This window comes from Thalassotalea sp. PLHSN55, assembly GCF_052030545.1.
In the GTDB taxonomy this organism is placed as follows: Bacteria; Pseudomonadota; Gammaproteobacteria; order Enterobacterales; family Alteromonadaceae; genus CANMXU01.
Window position 1 is genome coordinate 154,485 of the sequence record NZ_JBPDIH010000003.1, and the last position, 22,941, is coordinate 177,425.

The window sequence follows — 22,941 nt, forward strand, 5'->3', positions numbered from 1 at the left end:
GCGCTTTATGGTATGGAAACTCAATAAGTTAAAGCATAATGTTGGTTTATTTAAACATAGTAGCCATCGCTTGCTAATTGAGTTGATGTTGAAGATTATCAGTTGATTATTCCTTTAAATTCTCCGACAGCCAATTAAAAAACATTAACCAAATAAACGCCGCCCATTCCAGAGCCTGTGAAGGAAGCTTGTTAAATAAAACACACAGAAGCTAACGACCAACCAACCTCCATCCCACCCTAGCCTTAAATTAATTTTACAAAAGACATTATCTTTCAATGATTTAATTAATTGAAAAGCGTAATTAAATACCGTATAACTCTTATTAAATTAGAGATTAAAGAAAAAGTATTCTCTGTTTAAGCAAGGGATATTTCTCGTTAAAAGCGCTGTTAGGTTTTCTTTTTGTATCGCTACGCTACTAGCGTGGAATTGAAGTCTAGATATCGAAGGTGAGATATAAATGAAGAATTGGTTACATGAAAAGTGTTCTGTAATATTCTGGTTAACTTTGGCTGTTTATGCGTTAACACTTTATTTTGTGAGCTATGTAGGTGTCTTTCTAACTTATGTTGCAGTGCCTACAATTGTTATTACAGGTTTCATTGCATATGTTACACGACCAGAAGTAGAGTAAACCTAACAAGGCATTCAACAGGACTCTGTTTCATAGTAAACTCTACTTGGTGGCATTCGTTTTGTTGGCAGTTTTAATTTATCTTTTCGAAAAATATATATTGTCTAAGATACAACATACAAGTCATTTAAGCATGACAAATAACAGTTGGCTTTTTATCCTCCGTTGCAGATTTTAGCCAACTATTTTTTGTCTCTTACTGAGGCGTTATATTTTTCAGAGCGCGCGGTTAACATCCATACTTTTGTGTAAAATTCTTACGATTAAAACGTGGTTTGGTTTGTGCCCTTTATAATAAATCACGTGACTACCTTGAGAGCGTTTTCGATAACCTTCTCTTATGTAGTCGCAATTTACTCCCAACATCGGCTCGTCGACTAATTGATGAAAAGCATTATCTAACAGCTTTAAGTAATTATTTCTTTGGGTTGTTCCCCAAGTAAGCTGAGTATACTTTGCTATTTTTATTAAATCGTTTTTGGCTTTTCCTGATAATTCGAATTTCGACATTATTGGTTTTCTTTGTCTAGCTCTGAAATTAAAGAATCATACGAGTAATCTGTAACGCCACTGTTTTCACCTTCAATTAGCATATTTCGTAAAGTCATTATCTTTGTTTCCTGATCTTCTAAGGCTCTTAAACCAGCACGTACTACTTCACTTGCTGAACCATAACGACCCGAGTCAAGTTGCTGACTTATAAATTTATCGAAATGCTCGCCTAATGTTACGCTTGTATTTTTAGCCATAATGTAAAACCTTTTGAATACCAATATATATTAGATTATGGTATAAAAAATTTAGCAAGGCAATTAAACGTTCAAAAGCACGGTTGGTTTTTGCTCCTGCATCGCTTATTTTAGCCAACTATTTTTAGTGGTAGTTTTGCAATGATCACTTTTAATAAGTATTAATTTTTTATCCTGAGAGGCTCGATGAAAGCATATAAACGTACAACATATATTTCATTTGGCTTAATTATGGGTTCAATCATCGGTCTGTTTTTGGATATCTACCAAATAGAACTTTATGGAGCCATAGGACTAGGCATTGTTTATACGCCAATAATAGGTCTGTGCTTAGGGGTTATTATGAGTCGCTTTCTCACGAAGAAATCGAACGCCAAATAAACGGTAAGTAGCAAGTCAGTTAAGCAGATAATAGCCGCATTCTGCGAGCTTCACTCTTTTTCGTCCATGAAATCGTGAACTATTTATTTTCTATAGGCCGACGTTCTATTTCGTCCCTGAAATCACGTCATACCCGCGTCCTGCGGGCAAAAAAAAGCGCATTTAAAAAAATGCGCTAAAAAACATGAAACACTAGGGGGATAACACTCTGCTAAGTAAGAGCCCAGTTTGCCGGTTTAGTTCAAAATTAATTAATTTAAATTTAATTTTTTATGTTGGTTTTACCCAAGCATCTGCCGAATAGTTCGTTTAAGTGCTAACGCTTTCACCGGTTTTCGAAGGAATAAGAAGTCTGCGCTACTGGTGTGCTCGCGTACTTGTTCTGATGGGTCGGCCGAACATATTACACATGGCACATGCCACTGGTGTTGCGCTTGAACTGCTAAGACAAGATCAACGCCGTTATGGTCGTTATCTAAGTGATAGTCTGCCACGATAAAGGCGGGCTTTTTGTTTAGTTGTAATAACGCCTGTGCCACGCTGTTGTGATCTTTACCCGTTACCACATCAAAACCCCAGTCGGTAAGTTGCGATGAGATCGCCTTTAACATTAACGCGTCGTTATCTATCACCAGCACTGGCACTTGCGAAAAGTTATCTGCGTTTTGTTCGCTAGTTAATTCCGCTTTACTTATGCTAGTGCTGTTCACAATTACGCGTGGCACATCAATGCTAAAAACTGTGCCTTTACCCACCACCGAACGTAAGGAAATTTTTAATCCTAACAAGCTTGCCATGCGCTCAGAAATCGCTAAACCTAACCCTAACCCCGGTACTTCACGGTTTTGTTCTAAGCGCTCAAATTCTTCAAAAATGGTTTGTTGTTTATCTTCGGCAATGCCTGGACCGTTGTCCCAAACTTCTATGCGAATGGTGTCTTTGGTTCGTCTAACACCTAATAAAATTTTGTTTTTTAAATGCGCTTTTGAACCGTTTTGATCCTCGCGCTTGTCGTCACTCTTATCATCGCACTTGTCATCACAATAGTGCACTGCATTTGATAAAAAATTCTGCACGATGCGTCTTAACATACGCTTGTCGCTATGCACACTGCAATCGCTTTTCACACAAGAAAATTCAATATTATCTTGCTGAGCCAGTACGGTGAATTCATTACACAAAGGGGTGAATAATTCTTCAAGGGCAAAGTCACTCAGGTCGAGCTTTTGGGAACCACTGTCAAGGCGCGAGATTTCCACCAAGTCTGACAGCAAAGCTTCCACCACATTCAGTGAATCGTCGATATGCCCAGCTAAATCGGCAAGCTCCTCGCTATCAACTTTTTTCTTGAGCATTGAAGTGAACAACGACAGCGCGTTAAAGGGCTGCATTAAATCATGGCTTGCCGCTGCTAAAAATCGCGTTTTACTGCTATTAGCTGCCTCCGCTTCTGCTTTTGCACTTTGTAATTCCGCGGTGCGCTGAGCCACCCGCTTTTCCAAGCTTTCGTTTGCTTTTTGCAAGGCTTTTTCAGCTTCAATATGGGCGGTAATATCTGAAAAGGTACTAACAAAACCGCCACCTGGCATCGGCTGACCACGAATTTCGAGCACCATGCCGTTGGGCATCATACGTTGAAAATGATGACTATTGCCTTGGCGCATATGATCTAATCGACGCGCCACTAAATGCTGCGCTTCGTCGCCAACAATCACACCTTTTTCAATATTAAAGCGGATCAGCTCTTCAATAGGTTTACCAGCAATGACAAAACCTTCAGGGTAGTCAAGTAACTGAATATAACGCTGATTCCAAGCCACAATGCGCATATCAGCGTCGATGACACAAATGCCTTGCTCGATGTTTTCAACCCCCGACTGCAACAACTCACGGTTAAATTGAAACATTTGGTTGGCTTCATCAACAATGCTGACGACATCTTCAAATGGCATTTCTTGAGAGGTTGCCGCAGCTTTCATTACCATGCGGGTAGACGCTGAACCTAAAACACCAGACAGCTGCAATCGTGCATATTCAATCAGTTTTTCGTGTTTACCTTCATGATGTTTATCGGTGTTTTTGGCAAGCGTTAATAAACCATCGGCGGCAGTTTGGTCAACAAAGCGCTGTAATAAATTATATAAATCATCAATCGATAAATGACGTTCAAACTGGCGCTGGCTTTTATTAACAAATAACTCAGCTTGTAGTTTTTCACCGACACTGCGCTGACCAATAAGTGAAATGCCAATATAACAAAGTAAGTTGGCAAATAAGCTGTAAAAGACCCCGTGGCTAATGGCGTCTAAACGGGTTAAACCAAATAACGAAGTTGGGTTTAACCACGCTTGTTGAAAAATGCCTGTTTGCAGCCATGCCGCATTAGGCATTATCGCTGGCAATAATAAGGTATATAACCACACCAAGCTGCCAACCACTAAGCCGGTAAGTGCGCCCTTAGTGGTGGCTCTGCGCCAATAAAGCGCGCCAATCGTTGCTGGCGCAAACTGCGCCAATAAAACAAACGATAATAAACCAATACTGGCAAGGTGATTTTGCTGATCGATCATTCGCTCAAAGGCAAATGCGAGCAATAAAATAACCGCAATAGAAATACGTCTTAAGGTGAAAAACAGCCCCGAAAGTTGCTGGGTTTGTTTGGAATTAAATAATCGAAAACGCAGTACCAGTGGCGTTAAAATTTCGGTTGAAATAATGGTGCTAAGTACAATCGCAGCAACAATAACCATGCTAGTCGCTGCGGCTAAGCCACCAATAAAAACGACCACACCAAGCCAAGCTTGCTGATAAAAAAGCGGAATAGTCAGTACGTAAGTATCCGCGTCGACACTACCTCCAGGAAAGGTAATTTGCCCAGCAAGGGCGATGGGTAAGACAAAAATATTAATTAAAATTAAGTAACAAGGAAACAGCCAGCGAGCGGTTTTCAACTCTTGTTCGTGATGATTTTCTATCATCATCATGTGAAATTGTTGTGGCAATATAAAAATGGTGATCGCGCCAAGCAAGGCTTGCGAAAACGCTAAATAAGCCGAGTTATTGCCTAATAAGGTGCCGGTTAATTCACTGTTTTGTCCTGCCATTTGCTGATGCTGACTAAGCAAGTCATTTATGCCATCAAAAATATAAAAGGTGGCAAAAATGCCAACCGCAGTTAAAGCAAAAAGCTTCACCAAAGAGCTAAAGGCAATGGCGAGCACTAAACCTTGGTTTTGCTCGCTCGCGGCAATTTGCCGTGTACCAAACAAAATACTAAAAACAATTAGCACAATGGTCACCACAAAAGCGGTACTTATTCCCGACTGATAGGTGCCGGTTAATAAATCAAAACTGGTGCTAATGGCTCTTAACTGCAAGGCAACATAAGGTATGGTGCCCACTAACGCTATTAAGGCAACAGTGGCAGCAATTTTCGGTGAACGGTCGTAGCGAAAAGCAATAAAGTCAGCAATCGAGGTTAAATTTTGCTGCTTAATAATACGCAAGGCTTTAAGCAGCATTGGCCACGCGAAAACCAAACATAAAATGGTACCAATATAAATCGGCGCTAGCCAAGCTCCTGTTGTTGCGGCTTGTCCAACGGTGCCGTAAAACGCCCAAGAAGTACAACTAACCCCCAACGATAAACTGTATATCCACGGTTTATTTCGCCAACTGGTACTCGACTGTTTCTGCCCCCAATAAGCGACCACAAACAGTAACGCTAAATAGGCGATAGAGAGAAAAGTGATTAACCATGTATCGAGAGAAAGCCAAGCTAACAAGAGAATTCCTTAACGAAATATCGCCTATGGCGTTGATATGCGTAGTATTTACAGTAGCTACAGCTAGCATACCATGTCTAAACTTACAGTGTAGTGAACTAAGGTAGTAGTTATTTGCCTAGGGGCTTACGGTAATCTATCTACTGACTTTTTCCAAGATTAGAAAAACTTAATATGAGAATAAATAATAAATACTTGGTAGAAACCTTAGTTTTTTGTAGTTACGTTTTATTTGCTATGGCTTGGGTTGGCGGTACTGCCAGTATGCAACAAATTATGCTTTCTATGAATATCGATAGTTTGGCCTCAGCAAGCTTTATTAGCGGCGCGGTGACTATTGCCAAAATAGTAGGTACATTTGCTGCGGCATGGATTGCGATTAAATTGGGCATTAAATACGCCTTTTTCTTTTCAAGCATATTAATTGTGATTGGCGTGCTTACGCCCTATTCACCCAATTATGAAGTATTGCTGTTAAGCCGATTTTTAATGGGGCTAGGCGGCGCGTTTATGATTGTGTATTTCAACCCTATCGTAATGCACTGGTTTGACGCGAGCGAACGTCCAATAATTAATGGTTTAAACGCTGTTGCCTTTAATGTCGGTACCGCCATTATATTATGGTTTATGCCCAATATTAATGACGCAACAGGCGGCTGGCAAAACAGCCTACTCTTGTTTTCAATGGCAAGTTTAGCCATTGCACTGGCATGGTTATTGGTTAAATTTTCTGATCATGAAAGTGCCAATAGCAATGACACCACCGCGCCAGAAAATTACAGTTACCTCGACGGGTTAAAAGATAAGTTTAACTGGGCCTATGGTTTAACCTATTCAGGGCTGTTAGCGTTTTATATTTGCTTATTTACCTTCTACCCCAAAGCGGGTATTAGCCAAAGTAAATGGGTAATTGGCTTTGGCATAATTGGCACCCTTGCCGGCATTCTTTACAGTAAAAAAGTCAGTCAACGTTTACCCGTTATTCGTTGGTCAGGCCTAATTATGGTGATCACCATTGCCGGTTTATCTTTTAGTAGTTCGCAAACAATACAAACCTTATCGGCAATTGTTTTAGGCTTTTTTATCTTCTTCCCGATCACGGCCTTGGTTTCTATTCCGCATGAATTACCGAAAATGACCGGTCAACGCGTGACTGTTGTATTTAGTTTGTTTTATTCGATTAGTTACCTTATTTCAACGGTAATTTTGTGGCTATTTGGCGCACTCGTTGACAGCAATAATGGCGACTATACGTCAGCCCTTGTTTTAATCACAGTGCTCAGCTCAAGCTTTTTTATCGGCAGCTTCTTTTTACCAGAGACGGGTAAAGTAACCAAACCAAAAGGACTAAAGACATGCGCGGAACAGTAAGCAACAAACTTGAAGATTTTCTTGAGCAAGTTAACATCGCGGCAGCCGAAGCGAAGAAAAACCAAGTACAATATACACCTGAGCTCGTCAGAGGTAATTTAGAAAAACTCGCGGTATTTATTGGCCAAGGTCCAACACTTAACTTTGTTGAAAATCGCGTATTAGCCAAAGAAGATAGCCAGCACGATCATAACGTCAGCGTGCGAGTTTATAGCCCATCAACCACAGAAAAATTACCCGTGCTTGTACATTTTCATGGCGGCGGCCATATGTGCGGCAATGTAAATTTATACGACCCAATTAGCCGAAAATTGGCGCGCCAGTGCAAATGCATTGTGATATGTGTAGAGTACCGCTTAGCACCAGAGCACCCTTATCCGGCAGGTTTAAACGACTGCGAACAGGTATTAATTCATTATAAAAAGCTACTAACCGGGCTTAACTTTTCTGAGCAAGTTTATATTATTGGTGACAGTGCCGGCGGCGCAATTTGCACTAGTTTAGCGATGCGTTCGTTGCACAACCCTGCGATTAAAATAGACAAACAATTGCTGATTTACCCAAGTGTTGATTACACCATGCGCTTGCCTTCGGTCGAAGAAAATGGCACAGGTTTCCTACTAGAAAAGCCACGTATTCAGTGGTATTTCGACAACTACTTTCGTGGTGGTCAGTCACGTATTGAAGCATCACCTTTGTATAATATTCACAACAAAATACCGCCAACAATGATAATTACTGCAGGCTGTGACCCACTTCGCGATGAAGGACGGGCCTATTATCAAGCGTTGCAAAATGCAGGTATTGTGGTTGAGCACCATCATTTTGAAGGCATGATCCATGCGTATATGTTGCTCGACAGCTTAGTGAGTGATGAGTGCCAAAAAACCTATCAACTGATCAGCGACGCCATTCAAGCCTAAAGAACTCTTGTTTACGGTTATTTCTGATTTAAAAATGACGCTTCTAAACCTATGCCTGCGGGCGATTTGAAAAATACTTGTGTCATGCCCAGTTCAGGCAGTTTTGATAAATTAAAATCTGTACCTAGCTGTTTTAGTATCGCGATTAAACCATCTAAATCGCTTAGTTGAAAAGCGACATGGTCTAAATAATTGGCGCGACGACTGCGGTAGTTTTGCTCGCTTTCGGTTAAATGTACTATGGCTTTGTCGCCTGCATACAGCCAGTAACCGGTGCGCGTAAAGTTTGGACGTTCGCCAACGACAAGTCCAAAAACCTGACAAAAAAACTGTTTTTCCTCAACCAATACGTCTTGAGGAGCGCTAATATTAATATGGGCAATATGCATAAACTTAGGCCTTTTTATTTGTAAAGAGGTTGCACAAGCTTACTATGAATTGCGGTTAGAGATCCATTGCTCGGCACTGGCTAGATCGCTGAAAGCGTTACCAAAGTTAGGTAAATATTTTTCAGCTAAAGATCGCTGCACCGTATTGGCATAAACCAACGCCAACGACTTACAGCCACTTTCGCCTAATAAACACCAGATTTTATAAACATTTTTCATCACCTCAGGCGAGCCTAAACTGTCGTTGTCTAAATATTCAATTACTGAAAATGGGCGATTATTTCTTTTTTTTATTTCGGTTATATACTGCTGTGCGGCTTCATGAGCTCCTTCGGTATTGAAGGGCCCAAAAACAGTAACATACAGGGTATCATTTACCCATTTTAACTCTAAATAACCATGACGATGCATTGCCTACCTCACAAAAGGTGAACTTCAAAAAGTCGTTGCCCTTAATACCTAAGTAAAGAACCTTAACGAGGTTTTCACAAACATAATGAAAATAAAACTAAGATGAGTTGTGCTGCATCAAACTCTAGTGTGTTTATAAGTCTCTTTGAAAAAGAATAAAAAGAACATGACGAAAAGAGCAATTAAAAGTTAGGGATCATCGACAAGTTATTGATAGTGTCATTGTTCTTTAGCTATGAACAACAATGACACTAAACAGCTCCTAGACTTTATTTAATTAAATCGTATTGTTTTTGCGCGGTATACGTTTGCAAACCAAAATGCCCCAGAATATAGCTGTAACTGGCATTCTCATTTTTAATTTGGCTTGAATGCACACCACCGACGGTACAAACACCGCTGCCACACACGATTTGGTCGCTCCAACTTTTAATTGAATAGACACGATTCGCAATCGTTTTACCGTAGAGCCAATCTAAAAACGGGCTTGAAACCGACAAACCATTGCTACCACACGTTGGCGTATAGACATTCCACGGATAAGTACCGCATGTCCATAAACCACGATAGGCGCCAGCAATGCCAACAAAGGCATCAACCTTACTGGTTTTGCCGGCTTTAATAATTTGCTGCGCCGCTAAGGTCACTCCCATTGAATGACCAATAACATCGACTTTGCCGGTGCATGAAGCAGCAATGGCATTATTAATGGCATTTTTGATTGGCGTTTCTTCCGAACCACTGTGGTTATTATTGGCGGCATAACTGCTGCCCCAAGCAGGTCGATAAATTTGGCTGCTGGTATAGCCATTAGCAATGAGTTTATCGTAGGTATTGTCCCAATCTGACGGCGACCCGGCATTGCCGTGCACTAAGACAACATTATCAACACACGCGGCAAAAGCATTGTTACCGGCAAAACATAGCGCAATTAACACCAAACCTTTTTTTACTGTATTTTTGATGGTATTCATCTTAACTCTCTCTTTATTGTCATTATTATGGTGATGTTTGCCACTAAATTGCGACAAACACCGTTTGAGTCATTTAGTTAAAAGCTTGTGTAATTAAGGACAACTGCCAAGTTGATAATAACCCGCACTGGTTTGGGCAACCGTTGACGTAATAAACAGGTTATACAAACCTAAATTATCACCCGAGCCAACCGCCAGCGCATAACCACCAGAGGTAGTTGCACGATTTGCTTGCACATGGGCATAGTTATTTGACGTGGTTTCTGTACAGGAAAAATCGCCATTTGGCGTGCTGTCACAAACATTACCGATACCGTCGTTATCGTTATCAAGTTGATTGGCATTAGCGGTATTGGGGCAATTATCAACACTGTCAGCAACCCCATCGTTATCTGCGTCATTAACTTCGCCATCAGGCGTGCTATCACAAACATTACCTATGCCGTCACTATCATTATCCGCTTGATCGCTATTGGCGGTATTTGGGCAATTATCTAACGTGTCAGCAATGCCATCGTTATCAGAATCTGTTGGCGTTGAAGTATTTTGACAGGCCTGACTTGGACCTGCACAACTTGGTTCGCCATCGGCAATCCATTGACATTGCTCGCTGCCAGAGGGGTATTCACGCATAGTAAAAGCAGCAGTACCAAAAGCTAAATAACAAGCAGAATAACCACTGCCCCAAGTAATGTGCCCTTGATTAATATGTAAGTTGTAGTCACCTGTTACACCGGCATCAATAGTAAAATCAACGCTGTCGGTACTTGCCTGATTGGTGCTGTCGGTTGCAGTAACCGTGGCAGTATTTAAACCACCGGCTAAATTACATTGCTCAGCGGAATATTGAAATCCGTTAACGGTGGCGGTAACACTACCATTAGCAAAAGCGACCACGACCGAACTTAAGTTCTGATTATGGTCGATTACCGTGCCGGTGATGGTGGCACATTGTCCGATAACATTGGCATTAATGGCGCTAAGTTCAGGTGCAGAATCTGGTGGCGGCGGTCCAATACGGGTGCTAACCGATACCGCATCGCTGGCTTTACCTTGATCGTCTGTTGCAACAGCGATAACTTGGTATAAGCCATCGTTTAATATGCTACTCGTTGCGGCATAATGATTATTGCCATCAACTTGGCTGTTTAGCGTTTCAACTAACACCGCGCTGCCAGTATCAAGTGCGTTAATGCTAAGGGTCACTTGTGCCACACTACTGTCTTCATCGGTTGCTGTACCGGAAATCACTAATTGGCTGTTATTATCGAGCGCGGCATGATTAGTAATAACCGGCGCTGAATTGCGATCAACACGTTGGTTATTGTCGGCAAAAAATTGGCCAAGGTAGCTAGCAAAATTAATGCTATCGTCAGCGACATAATCACCTGAAGCGCCCGCACCACCTGACCAAGAGTGATCTAAGTTATCAAACCACAACATTGAAATACGGTTATCCGTCCACAAGCTTTCGCTGGCTGTATGCCCTGCCCCTTCAGAAAGTGTATTTGTGCCCGATAATTGTGAAACGCCATAAACATTAGCAAAGCCATTAGCATTTTGTTGGTTGTAACAGGTATTCACTGTGGTATCGGCAGTGCCATGACCTATCGACGCAATTTGCGTGGCAAAGTGGCTTTTATAACTGCCGGCATAACTTTCACAGCGAGATTTAAAGGTAGCTGCAGATACCGTTTCACAAGTGGTGATTGCGCCATTCGAGCTAGTACCAATAGACGGGCCAGCACTGGGGGCAACACCGGCAAAAACATCAGGTGCGACACACGCGGTTTGCGCTGACATCGCCGCCCCTGATGAAAGACCGGCAATATAGACTTGGTCGGCATCAATATTACGAGTGGCATCACCGCTCATGGTATTGGCTAAATTGATCAGGTTTTTATAATCACCTGAGGTTCTAGAAATAGTGCCTTGCCAATACGACCAGCAGCTATAACCGGCTTTATTCATAGCATCTGGCACTGCGATCACCATGCCATGTGCTTCAGCAGCGTCTTCTAAATTAGCGGTTAAGTAATTATTTATCGGCTGAACACAGCCATGTAATACAATGAGTAGTGCCTTTCCGTCCCCCACGGAAGATACACTATCAGGCGTGTAAATATGGACATTATTAAAGCCGCCAATGTTAACATTTTGCTGCCAACTTCCCGCTGAAGCGACACTAGAAATAGCGGCACCTATAGCCAATAAACTTGTGAGTAACTTATTGCGTTTACCTTTCATTATTTTCTGTAATTTATTCATAACAGACCTTTGTATTGTTCTTTTATTATTAGATTTTTACTAAACCCTTGTAGTGTTCATAAAGTGAACAGGGCTAACTGTAATCAACAAAAAGTCAAAAAGAAGTGCTACCTTAGTGCTACTACCTTGAATAGCTTACTCACAAAGATACAAGAAAATAGTAAGTGATTACCAACTACATTAATCAGAAATAATAATGCCGCACTGAACAGCCGCTAAACAAAAATAAGCAAAAAAAAGCCATGTCGGGAGACATGGCTAAAAAGGATGAACCTTTAATAAACGCAATTTACCAAAAACTATAAATCAATCACCTCTTTGGCTGCGCGAAACGCTTCTTGTGCAGCCGGAGCGCCGCAATACACCGCGCTATGTAAAAGCACTTCGCGAATTTCTTCAATTGTTGCGCCATTATTTAATGCGCCGCGAATATGCCCTTTTAACTCTTGTGGTGCTTTTAATGCCGCCAGCATTGCCACGGTCACTAAACTGCGAGTTTTTAAATCAATGCCTTGGCGCTGCCAAGTTGAGCCCCAGCCGTGATCATTAATGTAATCTTGCATCGGCTGAGTAAAATCATCGGCATTATCTAGGGCGCGATCGACAAAAACATCACCCATTACTTGACGGCGTATTTGTTCTCCTTGATTTTTCACTTACAGTTCTCCTAAAAACTTAATGCTTGCTCGGTACTATTTCTCGCTATGATAGAACGCTATTATTGCGCAGTCCATGCACCGTCCATTGGCAGTGCAGAGCCAGTAATAGCACGAGCTTGGTCACTACATAAAAACAAAATAAATTCGCCAATTTGCTCTGGCTTCATCATTTCAGGTAACGGCTGTTTTGCCGTCACTAAATTATATTGTGCCTGTTCAAAACTCAGATCATTTTTTTCAGAAATGTCGGTAATTTGCTGCTTAATTAATGGCGTATCAACCCAGCCCGGACAAATCGCATTACAGGTAATGCCTTGTTCGGCACATTCTAACGCCACCACTTTGGTTAACCCAACAATGCCATGTTTAGCTGAGCAATAAGCCGACTTATTCACTGAGCCCACTAAACCATGCACTGAGGCAATATTGATAATGCGTCCCCAGCCATTTTTTTGCATGCTTGGCAGCGACTTTTGAATGGTGTGAAACGATGCCGATAAGTTAATGGCGATGATATCGTTCCACTTGTTCAGAGGAAAAGTGGCCGCACATTCGGTGTGTTGAATACCGGCATTGTTAATAAGAATATCGACGCTGCCCATTACCGCGACCGATTTTTCAATAAAGGTATGAATAGCGCTAGGATCGCGCAAATCGGCGTTATCAAACAATACTTTTATCTCGTATTGCGCAGCAAAATCTTGTGCCAGCTTTTCGCCAGCAGCTTCATCAAGCAAACCATGTAAAATTAAATCTATGCCTTGCTCTGCCAAGACATGTGCGGTAGCTAAACCAATGCCACTGGTTGAGCCGGTAATAAGCGCCACTTTACCTTTTAACATCTTCTTCCCTCATATTTTTTAGTAATTTTGAACGGTGTTTTCACCCACCTTATGTGCAGAAATAAAGAACTTATCTCAGGTGGCGATTGTTCATTAAGCTATTACCCTAGCTTAAGGTAAATGCGTGGGAAGATATTTAGTACCTTAGTACCATGTGAAGGGATAGTGGAAAGCTGAAAGCTGCAAGTTAGAAGCTGAAAGCCTCAAGTTAGAAGTTGAAAGCCTCAAGTTAGAAGCTGGAAACTTGCCGCTTGTAACTCGCAGCTATTTACTTGCAGCAATTTTCTTGTCGCTTGTAGCTATGCTACTTGAAGCTTGTCACTTTTAACTTGCAGCTTGTTGCTTGTCGCTACTTTTTACCTAACGACAACTTACCGCCAATGCGCTTTTCTTTTTTAGCCGTTGATGGATTAGGCTTTTTATCAGCGGCTTTTTCATGGCTTTGATTGGGATTAAATGGCTTAAAGGGCTTGCGCACTTTTTTACGTTTTGGGTTCTCTGGCGTTTTTATTGAAATTTTATCGCTGGTTTGAATGATCTTTTTTTCAGGTGCTGGCGCTTGCTTATCTTTTAAAGCAGGTGCTGGTTCTTGAAAATTATCGCCCTCGGCGGTTTTAGAGGAAGTTGCCACCGCGGCATTTATTTCTGCCATTTCTGTTTTGGTTAAATCACGCCATTGCCCCGGTTTTAAGCCGGCCAATTCCACATTCATAATGCGTGAACGTTTTAGCTTTTTGACATCGTAACCTAAATATTCACACATACGGCGGATTTGACGATTTAACCCTTGAGTTAAAATAATGCGAAAGACAAACTTGCTTTGCATTTTGACCACACAAGGTTTGGTGATGGTGCCAAGGATCGGTACGCCACGTGCCATGCGATCAAGAAAACGTTCGCTAATGGGTTTATCCACCGTGACAATATACTCTTTGTCGTGAGCATTTTCCGCGCGCAATATTTTATTCACAATATCACCGTCGCTGGTTAGGAAAATTAACCCTTCAGAAGGTTTATCTAGGCGGCCAATCGGGAAAATACGCTCTTTATGGCCAATGGCATCAATAATGTTGCCACGCACATGGCGCTCGGTGGTACAGGTAATGCCAATCGGCTTATGGTAGGCAATATAAATGCGGTCTGATTTATTTTCAGGGCTTGCGGCAACAAATTTGCCATCAACAAATACTTTATCACCGGGCAATACTTTAGTGCCTAATTCGGGCACTTTGCCATTAATGGTGACACGACTATTTTCAATCAGTTTATCTGCTGCGCGGCGTGAACAGTAACCTGACTCACTGATAAACTTGTTTAATCTCTTACCGGTATTTTCACTCATAAAAACTCACTTTGTCTGCCTCACGGCATCGTTAATGGCTAGCCACGGCATCGTTAATGGCTAGTATTGCCTTAAAAAAGTAGCCGCATAATAACATTTAATTTTTGCCTGTGCAGATATTCATTTGCATTGTTATTACACTTCATATGGAAACAATTATTGGTCATTGGCAGTATTAATGTTTAAATGATATTCATTTACTATAGACAACAGTTAAACACACAACACATGAGGTTGGTTTGAAAAATTCAGTACAACATTATGGTTTACTTACCATTTTATTACATTGGCTGTCGGCAGTAACCATTATTGGTTTATTTGGCTTAGGCTTTTGGATGGTAGATTTAAGCTATTATGATCCTTGGTACAAACAAGGGGCAGATCTGCATAGAAGCATAGGGATTTTATTGGCTATGGTGATGATATTTCGCTTATTTTGGCGATTCAAACAAGCAAAAGTTCAGCCTTTAAATAGCCACAGTAAATTGGAACAAAATGCCGCAGCTGTGGTCCATAAGTTACTTTATTTAATAATTTTTATTATTTTTGCTAGCGGTTATTTAATTTCGACTGCCGACGGCAGAAGTATCGAAGTATTCCAATGGTTTGAAATACCGAGCATGGGCGAATTGTTTCAAGACCAAGCCGACTTATCTGGTGTAGTGCATAAATATTTAGCCTACAGCTTAATAACATTAGTTGCCATACACGCCATCGGCGCGTTGAAACATCATTTTATTGATAAAGACAAAACCTTAAAAAGAATGCTATCTAGCAAGGTTAGCTAAAATGAGCTAGCTAAAATAAGTTAACTAAAACGAGTAAAACAAATAATTCACGATACAACGGAGAGCACATGAAAAAAATTTTATTAGCGTCACTATTTGCCAGCAGTTTATTGGCACCACTTAGCCAAGCCGCAGACTATGTGATTGATACTAAAGGTGCGCATGCATCAATTAACTTTAAAATTCAGCATTTAGGTTATAGCTGGTTAACGGGTCGATTCGATACCTTCAGCGGCAATTTTAGTTACGATGCTGACAACCTTGCCGATGCAAAAATTGAAGTAAATATTGATACCACCAGCGTAAACTCTAACCACAGCGAGCGTGATAAACATTTACGTGGCGGCAAATACTTAAACGTAGATAAGTTTAGCAATGCCAAATTTGTCAGCTCATCGATTACCGACCAAGGTGATAATAAATTACTGGTTAAAGGTACATTCACCTTACACGGTGTTAGCAAAGAAATTGCTATCGATGCGGTTAAAATTGGTGAAGGTAAAGATCCGTGGGGCGGCTATCGCGTAGGTTTTAGCGGCACGACCACTATTGGCCTAAAAGACTTCGGCATTAAAGCCAATTTAGGGCCAAAATCAACGCATGTTGATATTAGCTTACACATCGAAGGTATTCGTAAATAACGACTTACCAATAGATAATAGCTAAATTTTCACTGGCGATAATTACTCTTCAAAGTAAGGTAATTATCGCTGACTTTCTTAATAAAATTTCCACACTTGCCACAATTTTTTCACTAAGCGCTTTTTGCACTGAACTTGTGCTTTGATGGCTTTTCCAGAGTAACTATTGGGCATCCTTAAGTAAACCACTCCACCCAAAAACACTTAACACACTGATTTTAATGAAATATAAAATCTGGCTCGCGCTTTGCTTTAGTTTGTATTAGTTAAACAGAGGTTACAACTAAGAGTATCAAAACCTTAGGTGGTTTATTAACTTAACCTGAACTTGGTTTAAGAGATATTTAGCTAATTGAAATATATATTTATATTTTCAAGTTAACCTCTAGCTAGTTTTGCTTAATTCAAGGCAAGTTTACGCGTCAATGGCTAGAGCGTGTTGAACTTTCAAGTTTGTTTTTGCAGCAGTTTGTTGGGTATTTATACAAGGCGGTGCTTTTGATGTGTGGTTATTCCACATGATAAAGCACCAACACCGTATAAATGACAACATACGCTGTCCGAAGGATTCGGCTAAAAGCTTTTTACTCTTTGTTGCCTACATGGATGTAGGTACTTAGGTTACGTTTGGAACTAGTAACCTGTGTGAGGTGTTTTGCTTAGATGACTAGGCAACAAACCTCACGCCGCGATTAAAACGCTTTTATCTCGAACAAAATTCAAACAGCAAAGATCAACACGCTCTAGTCCTTTGCAAGTAAATTTAACGCTGAAGTAAGTAAAAGTAGTGGCTAGAGAAGTATTTATTAAGCCGAGCTCAGGTTAACTTAGGGTGATGTAAAGCTATGACGCAAAAACACAAACAAAGTAAAAACTTTATGCCATCGGATCAGGCAAAAATTATTCTTATCGATGCAATATCACATCGACGCTCTATCTTGCGTCGCGCACTCAATGACTTTGGTTATCAAATTGTCGCCGAACTGCATAACTGTCAGAACTTATCTGCGCAAGTTGAAGCAGTAACGCCAGATATTATTGTTATTGGCACCGACATTCCGGACGAGCAAACGTTAGAGCAACTAGTGAAACTGCACGCTATTTCACCGTATCCTATTATTATGTTCGCTGAAAAGCATACCCCAGAAACCATTGAGAGTTCTGTTAGTGCTGGGGTAAGTGCTTATATAGTTGACGATATTCAGCCACAGCGATTAAAAAGCATTATTGAAGTGGCTTATGCACGTTTTCAAAACTACCAAGCATTACGTCAGGAGTTAGTTGAGACAAAAACCGAACTGGAAAATCGCAAAATATTGGAAAAAGCCAAAGGCATTTTAATGGAACAAAAAAACTTAAATGAACAACAAGCATTTAAGGCATTAAGAAAAATGGCAATGGACAAAGGGCAAACCATGGCGGCTATTTCAAAAAGTGTTATCGATGTCTGGGAATTACTGGCGACAAATTAATGTACATGGCTTGTTAATAAATGGTGCAGGTAAAGATTATCAATAGTGCAAATAACAAGTTTTACGCAAGTAAAAACAAGCAAAAATAAAATAAAAGCCAATAAATACAGTAACTAAAGACAAGTGGCACACAAGCTGCAAAGTTATACTCAAAGCATCAAGTTATCAATGGCGATTAGCTTGACCAAGAATTAGCTCAATAGAGCAAATAAAATTGCCCGCAATGGCGCGAGTAATTTTACACACTAAAAGCGACATATTCGCAAGTCGGTGTTTGGCATAGCTGCCAAGAATTCGAGCAAAGGCGCTCATCACTTTTTCTTCTTAAGAAGAAAAGGCGATGGGCGTTTTTTTTTGAAATTTTTTACTTAATTTTAAATAAAAACATATAGGAAGGTATTAATGAACTGGTTAAAAGCATGCAAAGTCGCTAGCGCGGTCCTGGTTTTTTCTTCTCTACTGACACCCATGAGTCACGCTGACGAATTGGGTTACCCAGAAAAAGAAGAGCTAAAATTTGGCTTTATTAAACTTACTGACATGGCACCGATTGCAATCGCCTACGAAAATGGTTACTTCGAAGACGAAGGTTTATATGTCACCATCGAAGCACAAGCAAACTGGAAAGTTTTGCTTGATGGCGTAATTGATGGTCGTTTAGATGGCGCACACATGCTTGCCGGCCAACCTATTGCCGCAACAATGGGTTACGGCACTAAAGCTAACATTATTACCCCGTTTTCAATGGACTTAAACGGTAACGCGATTACAGTTTCAAATGATATTTGGGAGCAAATGAAGCCAAATATTCCAAAACAAGCCGACGGTAAACCCGTTCACCCAATTAAAGCTGACGCCCTAAAACCTGTAGTAGAAAAATACACAGAGCAAGGTAAGCCATTTAACATGGGCATGGTATTCCCGGTTTCTACTCATAACTACGAATTACGTTACTGGTTAGCCGCCGGTGGTATTCACCCGGGTTTTTACGCACCGCACAAAGGTGACACCGCTGGTAAAATTGACGCACAAGCCTTACTTTCGGTAACACCACCACCGCAAATGCCAGCAACATTAGAAGCCGGTACTATTTACGGCTACTGTGTGGGCGAACCATGGAACCAACAAGCGGTATTTAAAGATATTGGCGTACCTGTGGTTACCGATTACGAAATTTGGAAAAACAACCCAGAAAAAGTATTTGGTATTACTGAAGAATTTGCCACTAAGTACCCGAATACGACTATACGTTTAACACGTGCACTGATTCGCGCCGCTAAATGGTTAGACGAAAACAACAATGCTAACCGCCCTGCTGCTGTTAAAATTCTTTCACAATCTAACTATGTTGGTGCTGACTACGACGTAATTGCTAACAGCATGACTGGTACGTTTGAATATGAAAAAGGCGATGCTCGTCCAGTACCAGATTTCAACGTATTTTTCCGTCATAACGCGACCTACCCGTATTACTCAGATGCGATTTGGTACTTAACGCAAATGCGTCGTTGGGGACAAATCTCTGAAGATAAAAGCGATGACTGGTACCACGATTTAGCAAAAAAAGTGTATCGCCCAGACATTTACAAAGTTGCAGCTAACTCGTTAGTAAAAGACAAGTTAATGAAGGCGTCAGACTTCCCAGACTTTGCTAAAGAAGACGGTTACCGCGCACCACAAACTCATTTCATCGATAACATCGTTTACAACGGTAAAACGCCAAACGCTTACATCAATACTTTTGCCATTGGCTTAAAAGAAGGCGACAAACTTTAATTTGTCACTTTCTTTAAGGTGGCTGACATTCTGTAACACAGCAATTCAGCCACCCATTACCAGATATCGGAGAATAAATTCATGACAACTATTGCTCAAATAACCCAGCAGTTTTCACTGTTAGATTATCTTAAAACACTTTCTCAAAGAAAGATGGCGCGCTTTTTAAAGGTCGCCTTATTGCCAGTCGTCGGCATTTTGGTTTTCCTTATTCTTTGGTCGTTTAGTGCGCAAAAAATAGATACATCGCTGGGTAAGTTTCCTGGTCCAAGCGCCGTATTAACGCAGTTTTCAAGCTTATACCAAGAGCATGTTGACGAACGAGAAAAAGCAAACGCATTTTATGAACGTCAAGAAAAACGCAATGCTGATCGTGTTGCAAAAGATCCTAACTATGTACCTAAGGTAAGAAACTATACCGGTAAGGAAACCTTTTTTGACCAAATTATTACCAGCCTAATTACCGTAATGAGCGGATTTTTAGCCGCAGCATTTATTGCCATTCCATTTGGCATAGCGCTCGGGCTAAATAAATATTTAAGCGCAGCAGTAAACCCGATTATTCAAATATTTAAACCTGTGTCTCCATTAGCTTGGTTGCCATTGGTTACTATGGTGGTCAGTGCGGTTTATGTTAGCGCAGACCCGATGATTTCAAAATCATTCCTAAATTCAATGATCACAGTAAGTCTATGTAGCTTGTGGCCTATGGTGATTAACACCGCAATTGGTGTTTCAAGCATCGATAAAGATTTACAAAACGTTAGCCGCGTATTGCGTCTTTCAACCCTAACCCATATCAAAAAAATTGTCCTACCCGCTTCTATTCCGATGATTTTCACCGGTATGCGCTTATCACTAAGCGTTGCGTGGATGGTACTAATTGCCGCAGAAATGCTTGCGCAAAACCCTGGTTTAGGAAAATTCGTTTGGGACGAGTTCCAAAACGGTAGTTCAGAATCACTCGCTCGCATTATGGCAGCGGTAATTGTGATTGGTTTCATTGGCTTTTTACTAGACAGAGCCATGCTAAAAATTCAGCAGCTAGTTTCGTGGGATAAACAAAACGGCAGTATTTAACAGCTTAAACTATGAGGTTTCATTATGAGTACACTATTAAACATTAGCCACATTGATATGGTTTTCCCTACCGATAATGGCGGATTTACAGCACTAAAAGACGTTGATTTACAACTAAAGAAAAACGAGTTCATTTCATTAATCGGTCATTCTGGTTGTGGTAAATCAACGGTTTTAAATATTGTTGCGGGTCTTTATCAAGCAACAACTGGCGGCGTATTGCTTAATAACAAAGAAGTAAAAGAGCCGGGTCCAGAACGTGCAGTAGTGTTTCAAAACCACTCATTGTTACCTTGGTTAACCTCTTACCAAAACGTTGAACTGGCAGTTGAACAAGTGTTTGGCAAGAGCAAAAGTAAAGCTGAAAAAAAGGAATGGATCGAATACAACTTAAAATTAGTGCATATGGATCATGCCATGCACAAACGTCCTAATGAAATCTCAGGTGGTATGCAGCAACGTGTTGGTATTGCCCGCGCATTAGCAATGCAACCAGAAATTTTATTGATGGATGAACCTTTTGGTGCACTTGACGCTTTAACACGTGCCCACATGCAAGACTCATTAATGGAAATTCAACAAGAGCTTAATAATAGTGTCATTATGATCACTCATGATGTTGACGAAGCGGTATTACTCTCAGATCGCATCGTTATGATGACAAATGGCCCAGAAGCGACTGTTGGTGAAATATTAGATATTAATATTCCTCGCCCACGCAATCGTTTAGCCCTTGCCAAAGATCCAGAATATAACCGTCTTCGCTCAGAAGTTTTAAAATTTTTATACGAGAAGCAGCGTAAAGTAGAAAAGTTTGAACTGCATAAACCGGCAGAAAAACAAACAAGCTCTGCGGCGTCTAGCTAATCGAAATACCTTATAACAATAAAAGACTAGAGCGTGTTGACCTTTGGTGTATGTTTTTTCAGCGAATTGTTTTCCATTTATACAAGGCAGAGCGATTGTCGTGTAGTTATTCTACATAAATGAGTGATAACGCAGTAGAAATGGCAAACAAACGCTGTCCGAAGGAGCCATTTAAACGCTTCCTGCTCTTTGTTACTAACTTTAGACATAGAATCACTATGCCTTCAAGTTAGTGCCGCGATCAGAAAGCGTTTAAATTGGACAAAATTCATACCACAAAGACCAATACGCTCTTATATTTAAAATAAACTAACGGAGTTAAACACTTACATGAAATTCAATAAAACAACTTTAGCATTATTGCTTGCAGGTACGGCATCGTTCTCTCAATTAAGTTATGCAGAAGCGAGCTTAGCTGATGCGCTTTCAGCGTCTACCGTTAAAACTGACATGAACTTACGTTACGAGTCTGTCTCGCAAGATAACGCCTTAAAAGATGCTGATGCATTAACTTTACGTACTCGCGTGACGTTAGCTACAGGTGATTACAACAACCTTTCAGCTGTGATTGAATTTGAAGATTCACGTCAAGTATTAGGCATGGATAGCTACAATGATACGGTTGGCAACAATGGTGACCATTCAGTAATTGCTGACCCAGAAACAACAGAATTAGACCAAGCCTTTGTTCAATACAAAGCCGATGGCGTAACCGCTAAACTTGGTCGTCAAGTTATCACCTTCGACGGCCACCGTTTTGTTGGTCATGTGGGTTGGAGACAAGATAGACAAACCTTTGATGGTGCAACTTTTGCGTATGCTGCTGACGATTTAACACTAAACTACGGCTACATTACCCAACGTAATCGTATTTTTGCAGAAGCTAAAGATCTTGATTCAAAAGATCACTTACTGAATGCTTCATATAAAACTAGCGTCGGTAAACTTACTGCATACGGTTATTTACTTGAAGTAGATAACGGCATTTCAAATGGTCTAGATACTTACGGCGCAAGTTTTACCGGCGCAACAAAACTTGATAGCACTAAAATTAGCTACCAACTTGAATACGCAACTCAAGATGCTGACTCTGCCGATATGTCGTACAGTGCTGACTACATGTTAGCTGAAATCGGTGCAGGTTTTAGCGGTGTTACAGCTAAGTTAGGTTACGAAGTATTAGGCTCTGACGATGGCATGTATGGTTTTTCTACGCCACTAGCGACGTTACATAAATTTAATGGTTGGTCAGATCAATTCTTATCAACACCAAAAGAAGGTTTAGCAGACCTTTATGTATCACTTTCAGGTAAGGCACTTTCAGGTAAGTGGGCAGTTACTTATCACGATTTTTCTGCTGATGATGCTAGTGCTACAGTAGATGACTTAGGTAGTGAAATTAACGCACTCTACGCTCGCCCATTTAACAAAATGTTAAGCGGTGGTATTAAATTTGCGGCGTACTCAGCGGGTGATGCTGGTGCAGGCAAAGTTGATACCGATAAAGTTTGGGTTTGGTTAACAGCTAAGTTCTAAGCCAACTTTAAGCTGCAAGTGATAAGCCGCAAGCGATAAGCTGCGGCTTT

Annotated in this window: 20 protein-coding genes; 9 read left to right on the plus strand and 11 right to left on the minus strand. The window is 40.8% G+C overall.

Annotation, left to right across the window (positions count from 1 at the left end):
- Positions 1 to 853 precede the first annotated feature (853 nt).
- From ACRRSQ_RS06540 to ACRRSQ_RS06550, 3 genes are all read right to left on the minus strand, one after another.
- Positions 854 to 1,147 (minus strand): type II toxin-antitoxin system RelE/ParE family toxin, encoded by a 294-nt coding sequence (locus tag ACRRSQ_RS06540; RefSeq protein ID WP_440874908.1) that lies wholly within the window; start codon positions 1,145 to 1,147, stop codon positions 854 to 856.
- Positions 1,147 to 1,386 carry a type II toxin-antitoxin system ParD family antitoxin gene (locus ACRRSQ_RS06545; RefSeq protein WP_440874909.1) on the minus strand — a complete coding sequence of 80 codons (240 nt, stop codon included), beginning with the start codon at positions 1,384 to 1,386 and terminating at the stop codon, positions 1,147 to 1,149. The genes ACRRSQ_RS06540 and ACRRSQ_RS06545 overlap by 1 nt, the downstream gene beginning before the upstream one ends.
- A 662-nt stretch (positions 1,387 to 2,048) precedes the next feature.
- Positions 2,049 to 5,552 carry a hybrid sensor histidine kinase/response regulator gene (locus ACRRSQ_RS06550; protein WP_440874910.1) on the minus strand — a complete coding sequence of 1,168 codons (3,504 nt, stop codon included), beginning with the start codon at positions 5,550 to 5,552 and terminating at the stop codon, positions 2,049 to 2,051.
- Between the two features lie 174 nt (positions 5,553 to 5,726).
- Between ACRRSQ_RS06550 and ACRRSQ_RS06555 the strand changes: the two genes are divergently transcribed.
- On the plus strand, positions 5,727 to 6,923 hold the full coding sequence (locus ACRRSQ_RS06555; RefSeq protein WP_440874911.1) for an MFS transporter: 1,197 nt from the start codon (positions 5,727 to 5,729) through the stop codon (positions 6,921 to 6,923).
- The gene (locus ACRRSQ_RS06560) at positions 6,908 to 7,846 is read left to right on the plus strand and encodes an alpha/beta hydrolase (RefSeq protein WP_440874912.1); all 939 of its coding nucleotides are present in this window, start codon (positions 6,908 to 6,910) and stop codon (positions 7,844 to 7,846) included. The genes ACRRSQ_RS06555 and ACRRSQ_RS06560 overlap by 16 nt, the downstream gene beginning before the upstream one ends.
- 17 nt (positions 7,847 to 7,863) lie before the next feature.
- On the opposite strand, the gene ACRRSQ_RS06565 is transcribed toward ACRRSQ_RS06560, so the two are convergent.
- From ACRRSQ_RS06565 to rluF, 7 genes are all read right to left on the minus strand, one after another.
- The gene (locus tag ACRRSQ_RS06565) at positions 7,864 to 8,235 is read right to left on the minus strand and encodes a hypothetical protein (RefSeq protein WP_440874913.1); all 372 of its coding nucleotides are present in this window, start codon (positions 8,233 to 8,235) and stop codon (positions 7,864 to 7,866) included.
- A gap of 42 nt (positions 8,236 to 8,277) precedes the next feature.
- Complete coding sequence (locus tag ACRRSQ_RS06570) at positions 8,278 to 8,646, minus strand: hypothetical protein (protein ID WP_440874914.1); 369 nt, start codon at positions 8,644 to 8,646, stop codon at positions 8,278 to 8,280.
- 269 nt (positions 8,647 to 8,915) lie between these two features.
- Positions 8,916 to 9,620, minus strand: coding sequence for an alpha/beta fold hydrolase (locus tag ACRRSQ_RS06575; RefSeq protein ID WP_440874915.1), 705 nt, complete (start codon positions 9,618 to 9,620; stop codon positions 8,916 to 8,918).
- 93 nt (positions 9,621 to 9,713) lie between these two features.
- Positions 9,714 to 11,888: an extracellular catalytic domain type 1 short-chain-length polyhydroxyalkanoate depolymerase gene (locus ACRRSQ_RS06580; protein WP_440874916.1), complete on the minus strand. Its 2,175-nt coding sequence runs from the start codon at positions 11,886 to 11,888 to the stop codon at positions 9,714 to 9,716.
- 299 nt (positions 11,889 to 12,187) lie between these two features.
- A complete protein-coding gene (locus tag ACRRSQ_RS06585; protein WP_440875308.1) occupies positions 12,188 to 12,508 on the minus strand; it encodes a carboxymuconolactone decarboxylase family protein in 321 nt (106 codons plus the stop codon).
- 98 nt (positions 12,509 to 12,606) lie between these two features.
- The gene (locus ACRRSQ_RS06590; RefSeq protein ID WP_440874917.1) at positions 12,607 to 13,389 is read right to left on the minus strand and encodes a 3-hydroxybutyrate dehydrogenase; all 783 of its coding nucleotides are present in this window, start codon (positions 13,387 to 13,389) and stop codon (positions 12,607 to 12,609) included.
- A gap of 349 nt (positions 13,390 to 13,738) precedes the next feature.
- The gene (rluF, locus tag ACRRSQ_RS06595) at positions 13,739 to 14,731 is read right to left on the minus strand and encodes a 23S rRNA pseudouridine(2604) synthase RluF (RefSeq protein ID WP_440874918.1); all 993 of its coding nucleotides are present in this window, start codon (positions 14,729 to 14,731) and stop codon (positions 13,739 to 13,741) included.
- Between the two features lie 239 nt (positions 14,732 to 14,970).
- Between rluF and ACRRSQ_RS06600 the strand changes: the two genes are divergently transcribed.
- The 3 genes from ACRRSQ_RS06600 to ACRRSQ_RS06610 all read left to right on the plus strand — a co-directional run bounded on the left by ACRRSQ_RS06600 (position 14,971) and on the right by ACRRSQ_RS06610 (position 17,632).
- Positions 14,971 to 15,519: a cytochrome b gene (locus ACRRSQ_RS06600; protein WP_440874919.1), complete on the plus strand. Its 549-nt coding sequence runs from the start codon at positions 14,971 to 14,973 to the stop codon at positions 15,517 to 15,519.
- Positions 15,520 to 15,587: 68 nt separating this feature from the next.
- Positions 15,588 to 16,160 carry a YceI family protein gene (locus tag ACRRSQ_RS06605; RefSeq protein WP_440874920.1) on the plus strand — a complete coding sequence of 191 codons (573 nt, stop codon included), beginning with the start codon at positions 15,588 to 15,590 and terminating at the stop codon, positions 16,158 to 16,160.
- A gap of 845 nt (positions 16,161 to 17,005) precedes the next feature.
- Positions 17,006 to 17,632, plus strand: coding sequence for an ANTAR domain-containing response regulator (locus ACRRSQ_RS06610; RefSeq protein WP_440874921.1), 627 nt, complete (start codon positions 17,006 to 17,008; stop codon positions 17,630 to 17,632).
- A 165-nt stretch (positions 17,633 to 17,797) separates the two neighbouring features.
- Here ACRRSQ_RS06610 and ACRRSQ_RS06615 read toward each other — a convergent pair whose 3' ends face one another.
- Positions 17,798 to 17,944: a hypothetical protein gene (locus tag ACRRSQ_RS06615; RefSeq protein WP_440874922.1), complete on the minus strand. Its 147-nt coding sequence runs from the start codon at positions 17,942 to 17,944 to the stop codon at positions 17,798 to 17,800.
- Between the two features lie 90 nt (positions 17,945 to 18,034).
- Between ACRRSQ_RS06615 and ACRRSQ_RS06620 the strand changes: the two genes are divergently transcribed.
- The 4 genes from ACRRSQ_RS06620 to ACRRSQ_RS06635 all read left to right on the plus strand — a co-directional run bounded on the left by ACRRSQ_RS06620 (position 18,035) and on the right by ACRRSQ_RS06635 (position 22,891).
- Positions 18,035 to 19,408 carry a CmpA/NrtA family ABC transporter substrate-binding protein gene (locus ACRRSQ_RS06620; protein ID WP_440874923.1) on the plus strand — a complete coding sequence of 458 codons (1,374 nt, stop codon included), beginning with the start codon at positions 18,035 to 18,037 and terminating at the stop codon, positions 19,406 to 19,408.
- A 153-nt stretch (positions 19,409 to 19,561) separates the two neighbouring features.
- Positions 19,562 to 20,488, plus strand: a complete 927-nt coding sequence (locus ACRRSQ_RS06625; protein WP_440875309.1) for an ABC transporter permease — start codon at positions 19,562 to 19,564, stop codon at positions 20,486 to 20,488.
- Positions 20,489 to 20,512: 24 nt separating this feature from the next.
- Positions 20,513 to 21,355, plus strand: a complete 843-nt coding sequence (locus ACRRSQ_RS06630; protein WP_440874924.1) for an ABC transporter ATP-binding protein — start codon at positions 20,513 to 20,515, stop codon at positions 21,353 to 21,355.
- A gap of 330 nt (positions 21,356 to 21,685) precedes the next feature.
- Positions 21,686 to 22,891 carry an alginate export family protein gene (locus ACRRSQ_RS06635; protein WP_440874925.1) on the plus strand — a complete coding sequence of 402 codons (1,206 nt, stop codon included), beginning with the start codon at positions 21,686 to 21,688 and terminating at the stop codon, positions 22,889 to 22,891.
- The last annotated feature ends 50 nt before the right edge of the window (positions 22,892 to 22,941 follow it).

Bases quoted from the DNA above. Each gene is read 5' to 3' on its own strand.
- ACRRSQ_RS06590 (WP_440874917.1), bottom strand. From the start codon at position 13,389: ATGTTAAAAGGTAAAGTGGCGCTTATTACCGGCTCAACCAGTGGCATT.
- ACRRSQ_RS06615 (WP_440874922.1), bottom strand. From the start codon at position 17,944: ATGAGCGCCTTTGCTCGAATTCTTGGCAGCTATGCCAAACACCGACTT.
- ACRRSQ_RS06610 (WP_440874921.1), top strand. From the start codon at position 17,006: ATGACGCAAAAACACAAACAAAGTAAAAACTTTATGCCATCGGATCAG.
- ACRRSQ_RS06620 (WP_440874923.1), top strand. From the start codon at position 18,035: ATGAACTGGTTAAAAGCATGCAAAGTCGCTAGCGCGGTCCTGGTTTTT.
- ACRRSQ_RS06560 (WP_440874912.1), top strand. From the start codon at position 6,908: ATGCGCGGAACAGTAAGCAACAAACTTGAAGATTTTCTTGAGCAAGTT.
- ACRRSQ_RS06565 (WP_440874913.1), bottom strand. From the start codon at position 8,235: ATGCATATTGCCCATATTAATATTAGCGCTCCTCAAGACGTATTGGTT.
- ACRRSQ_RS06580 (WP_440874916.1), bottom strand. From the start codon at position 11,888: ATGAATAAATTACAGAAAATAATGAAAGGTAAACGCAATAAGTTACTC.
- ACRRSQ_RS06540 (WP_440874908.1), bottom strand. From the start codon at position 1,147: ATGTCGAAATTCGAATTATCAGGAAAAGCCAAAAACGATTTAATAAAA.
- ACRRSQ_RS06585 (WP_440875308.1), bottom strand. From the start codon at position 12,508: ATGGGTGATGTTTTTGTCGATCGCGCCCTAGATAATGCCGATGATTTT.
- ACRRSQ_RS06635 (WP_440874925.1), top strand. From the start codon at position 21,686: ATGAAATTCAATAAAACAACTTTAGCATTATTGCTTGCAGGTACGGCA.
- ACRRSQ_RS06575 (WP_440874915.1), bottom strand. From the start codon at position 9,620: ATGAATACCATCAAAAATACAGTAAAAAAAGGTTTGGTGTTAATTGCG.
- ACRRSQ_RS06545 (WP_440874909.1), bottom strand. From the start codon at position 1,386: ATGGCTAAAAATACAAGCGTAACATTAGGCGAGCATTTCGATAAATTT.
- ACRRSQ_RS06555 (WP_440874911.1), top strand. From the start codon at position 5,727: ATGAGAATAAATAATAAATACTTGGTAGAAACCTTAGTTTTTTGTAGT.
- ACRRSQ_RS06630 (WP_440874924.1), top strand. From the start codon at position 20,513: ATGAGTACACTATTAAACATTAGCCACATTGATATGGTTTTCCCTACC.
- rluF (WP_440874918.1), bottom strand. From the start codon at position 14,731: ATGAGTGAAAATACCGGTAAGAGATTAAACAAGTTTATCAGTGAGTCA.
- ACRRSQ_RS06605 (WP_440874920.1), top strand. From the start codon at position 15,588: ATGAAAAAAATTTTATTAGCGTCACTATTTGCCAGCAGTTTATTGGCA.
- ACRRSQ_RS06570 (WP_440874914.1), bottom strand. From the start codon at position 8,646: ATGCATCGTCATGGTTATTTAGAGTTAAAATGGGTAAATGATACCCTG.
- ACRRSQ_RS06625 (WP_440875309.1), top strand. From the start codon at position 19,562: ATGGCGCGCTTTTTAAAGGTCGCCTTATTGCCAGTCGTCGGCATTTTG.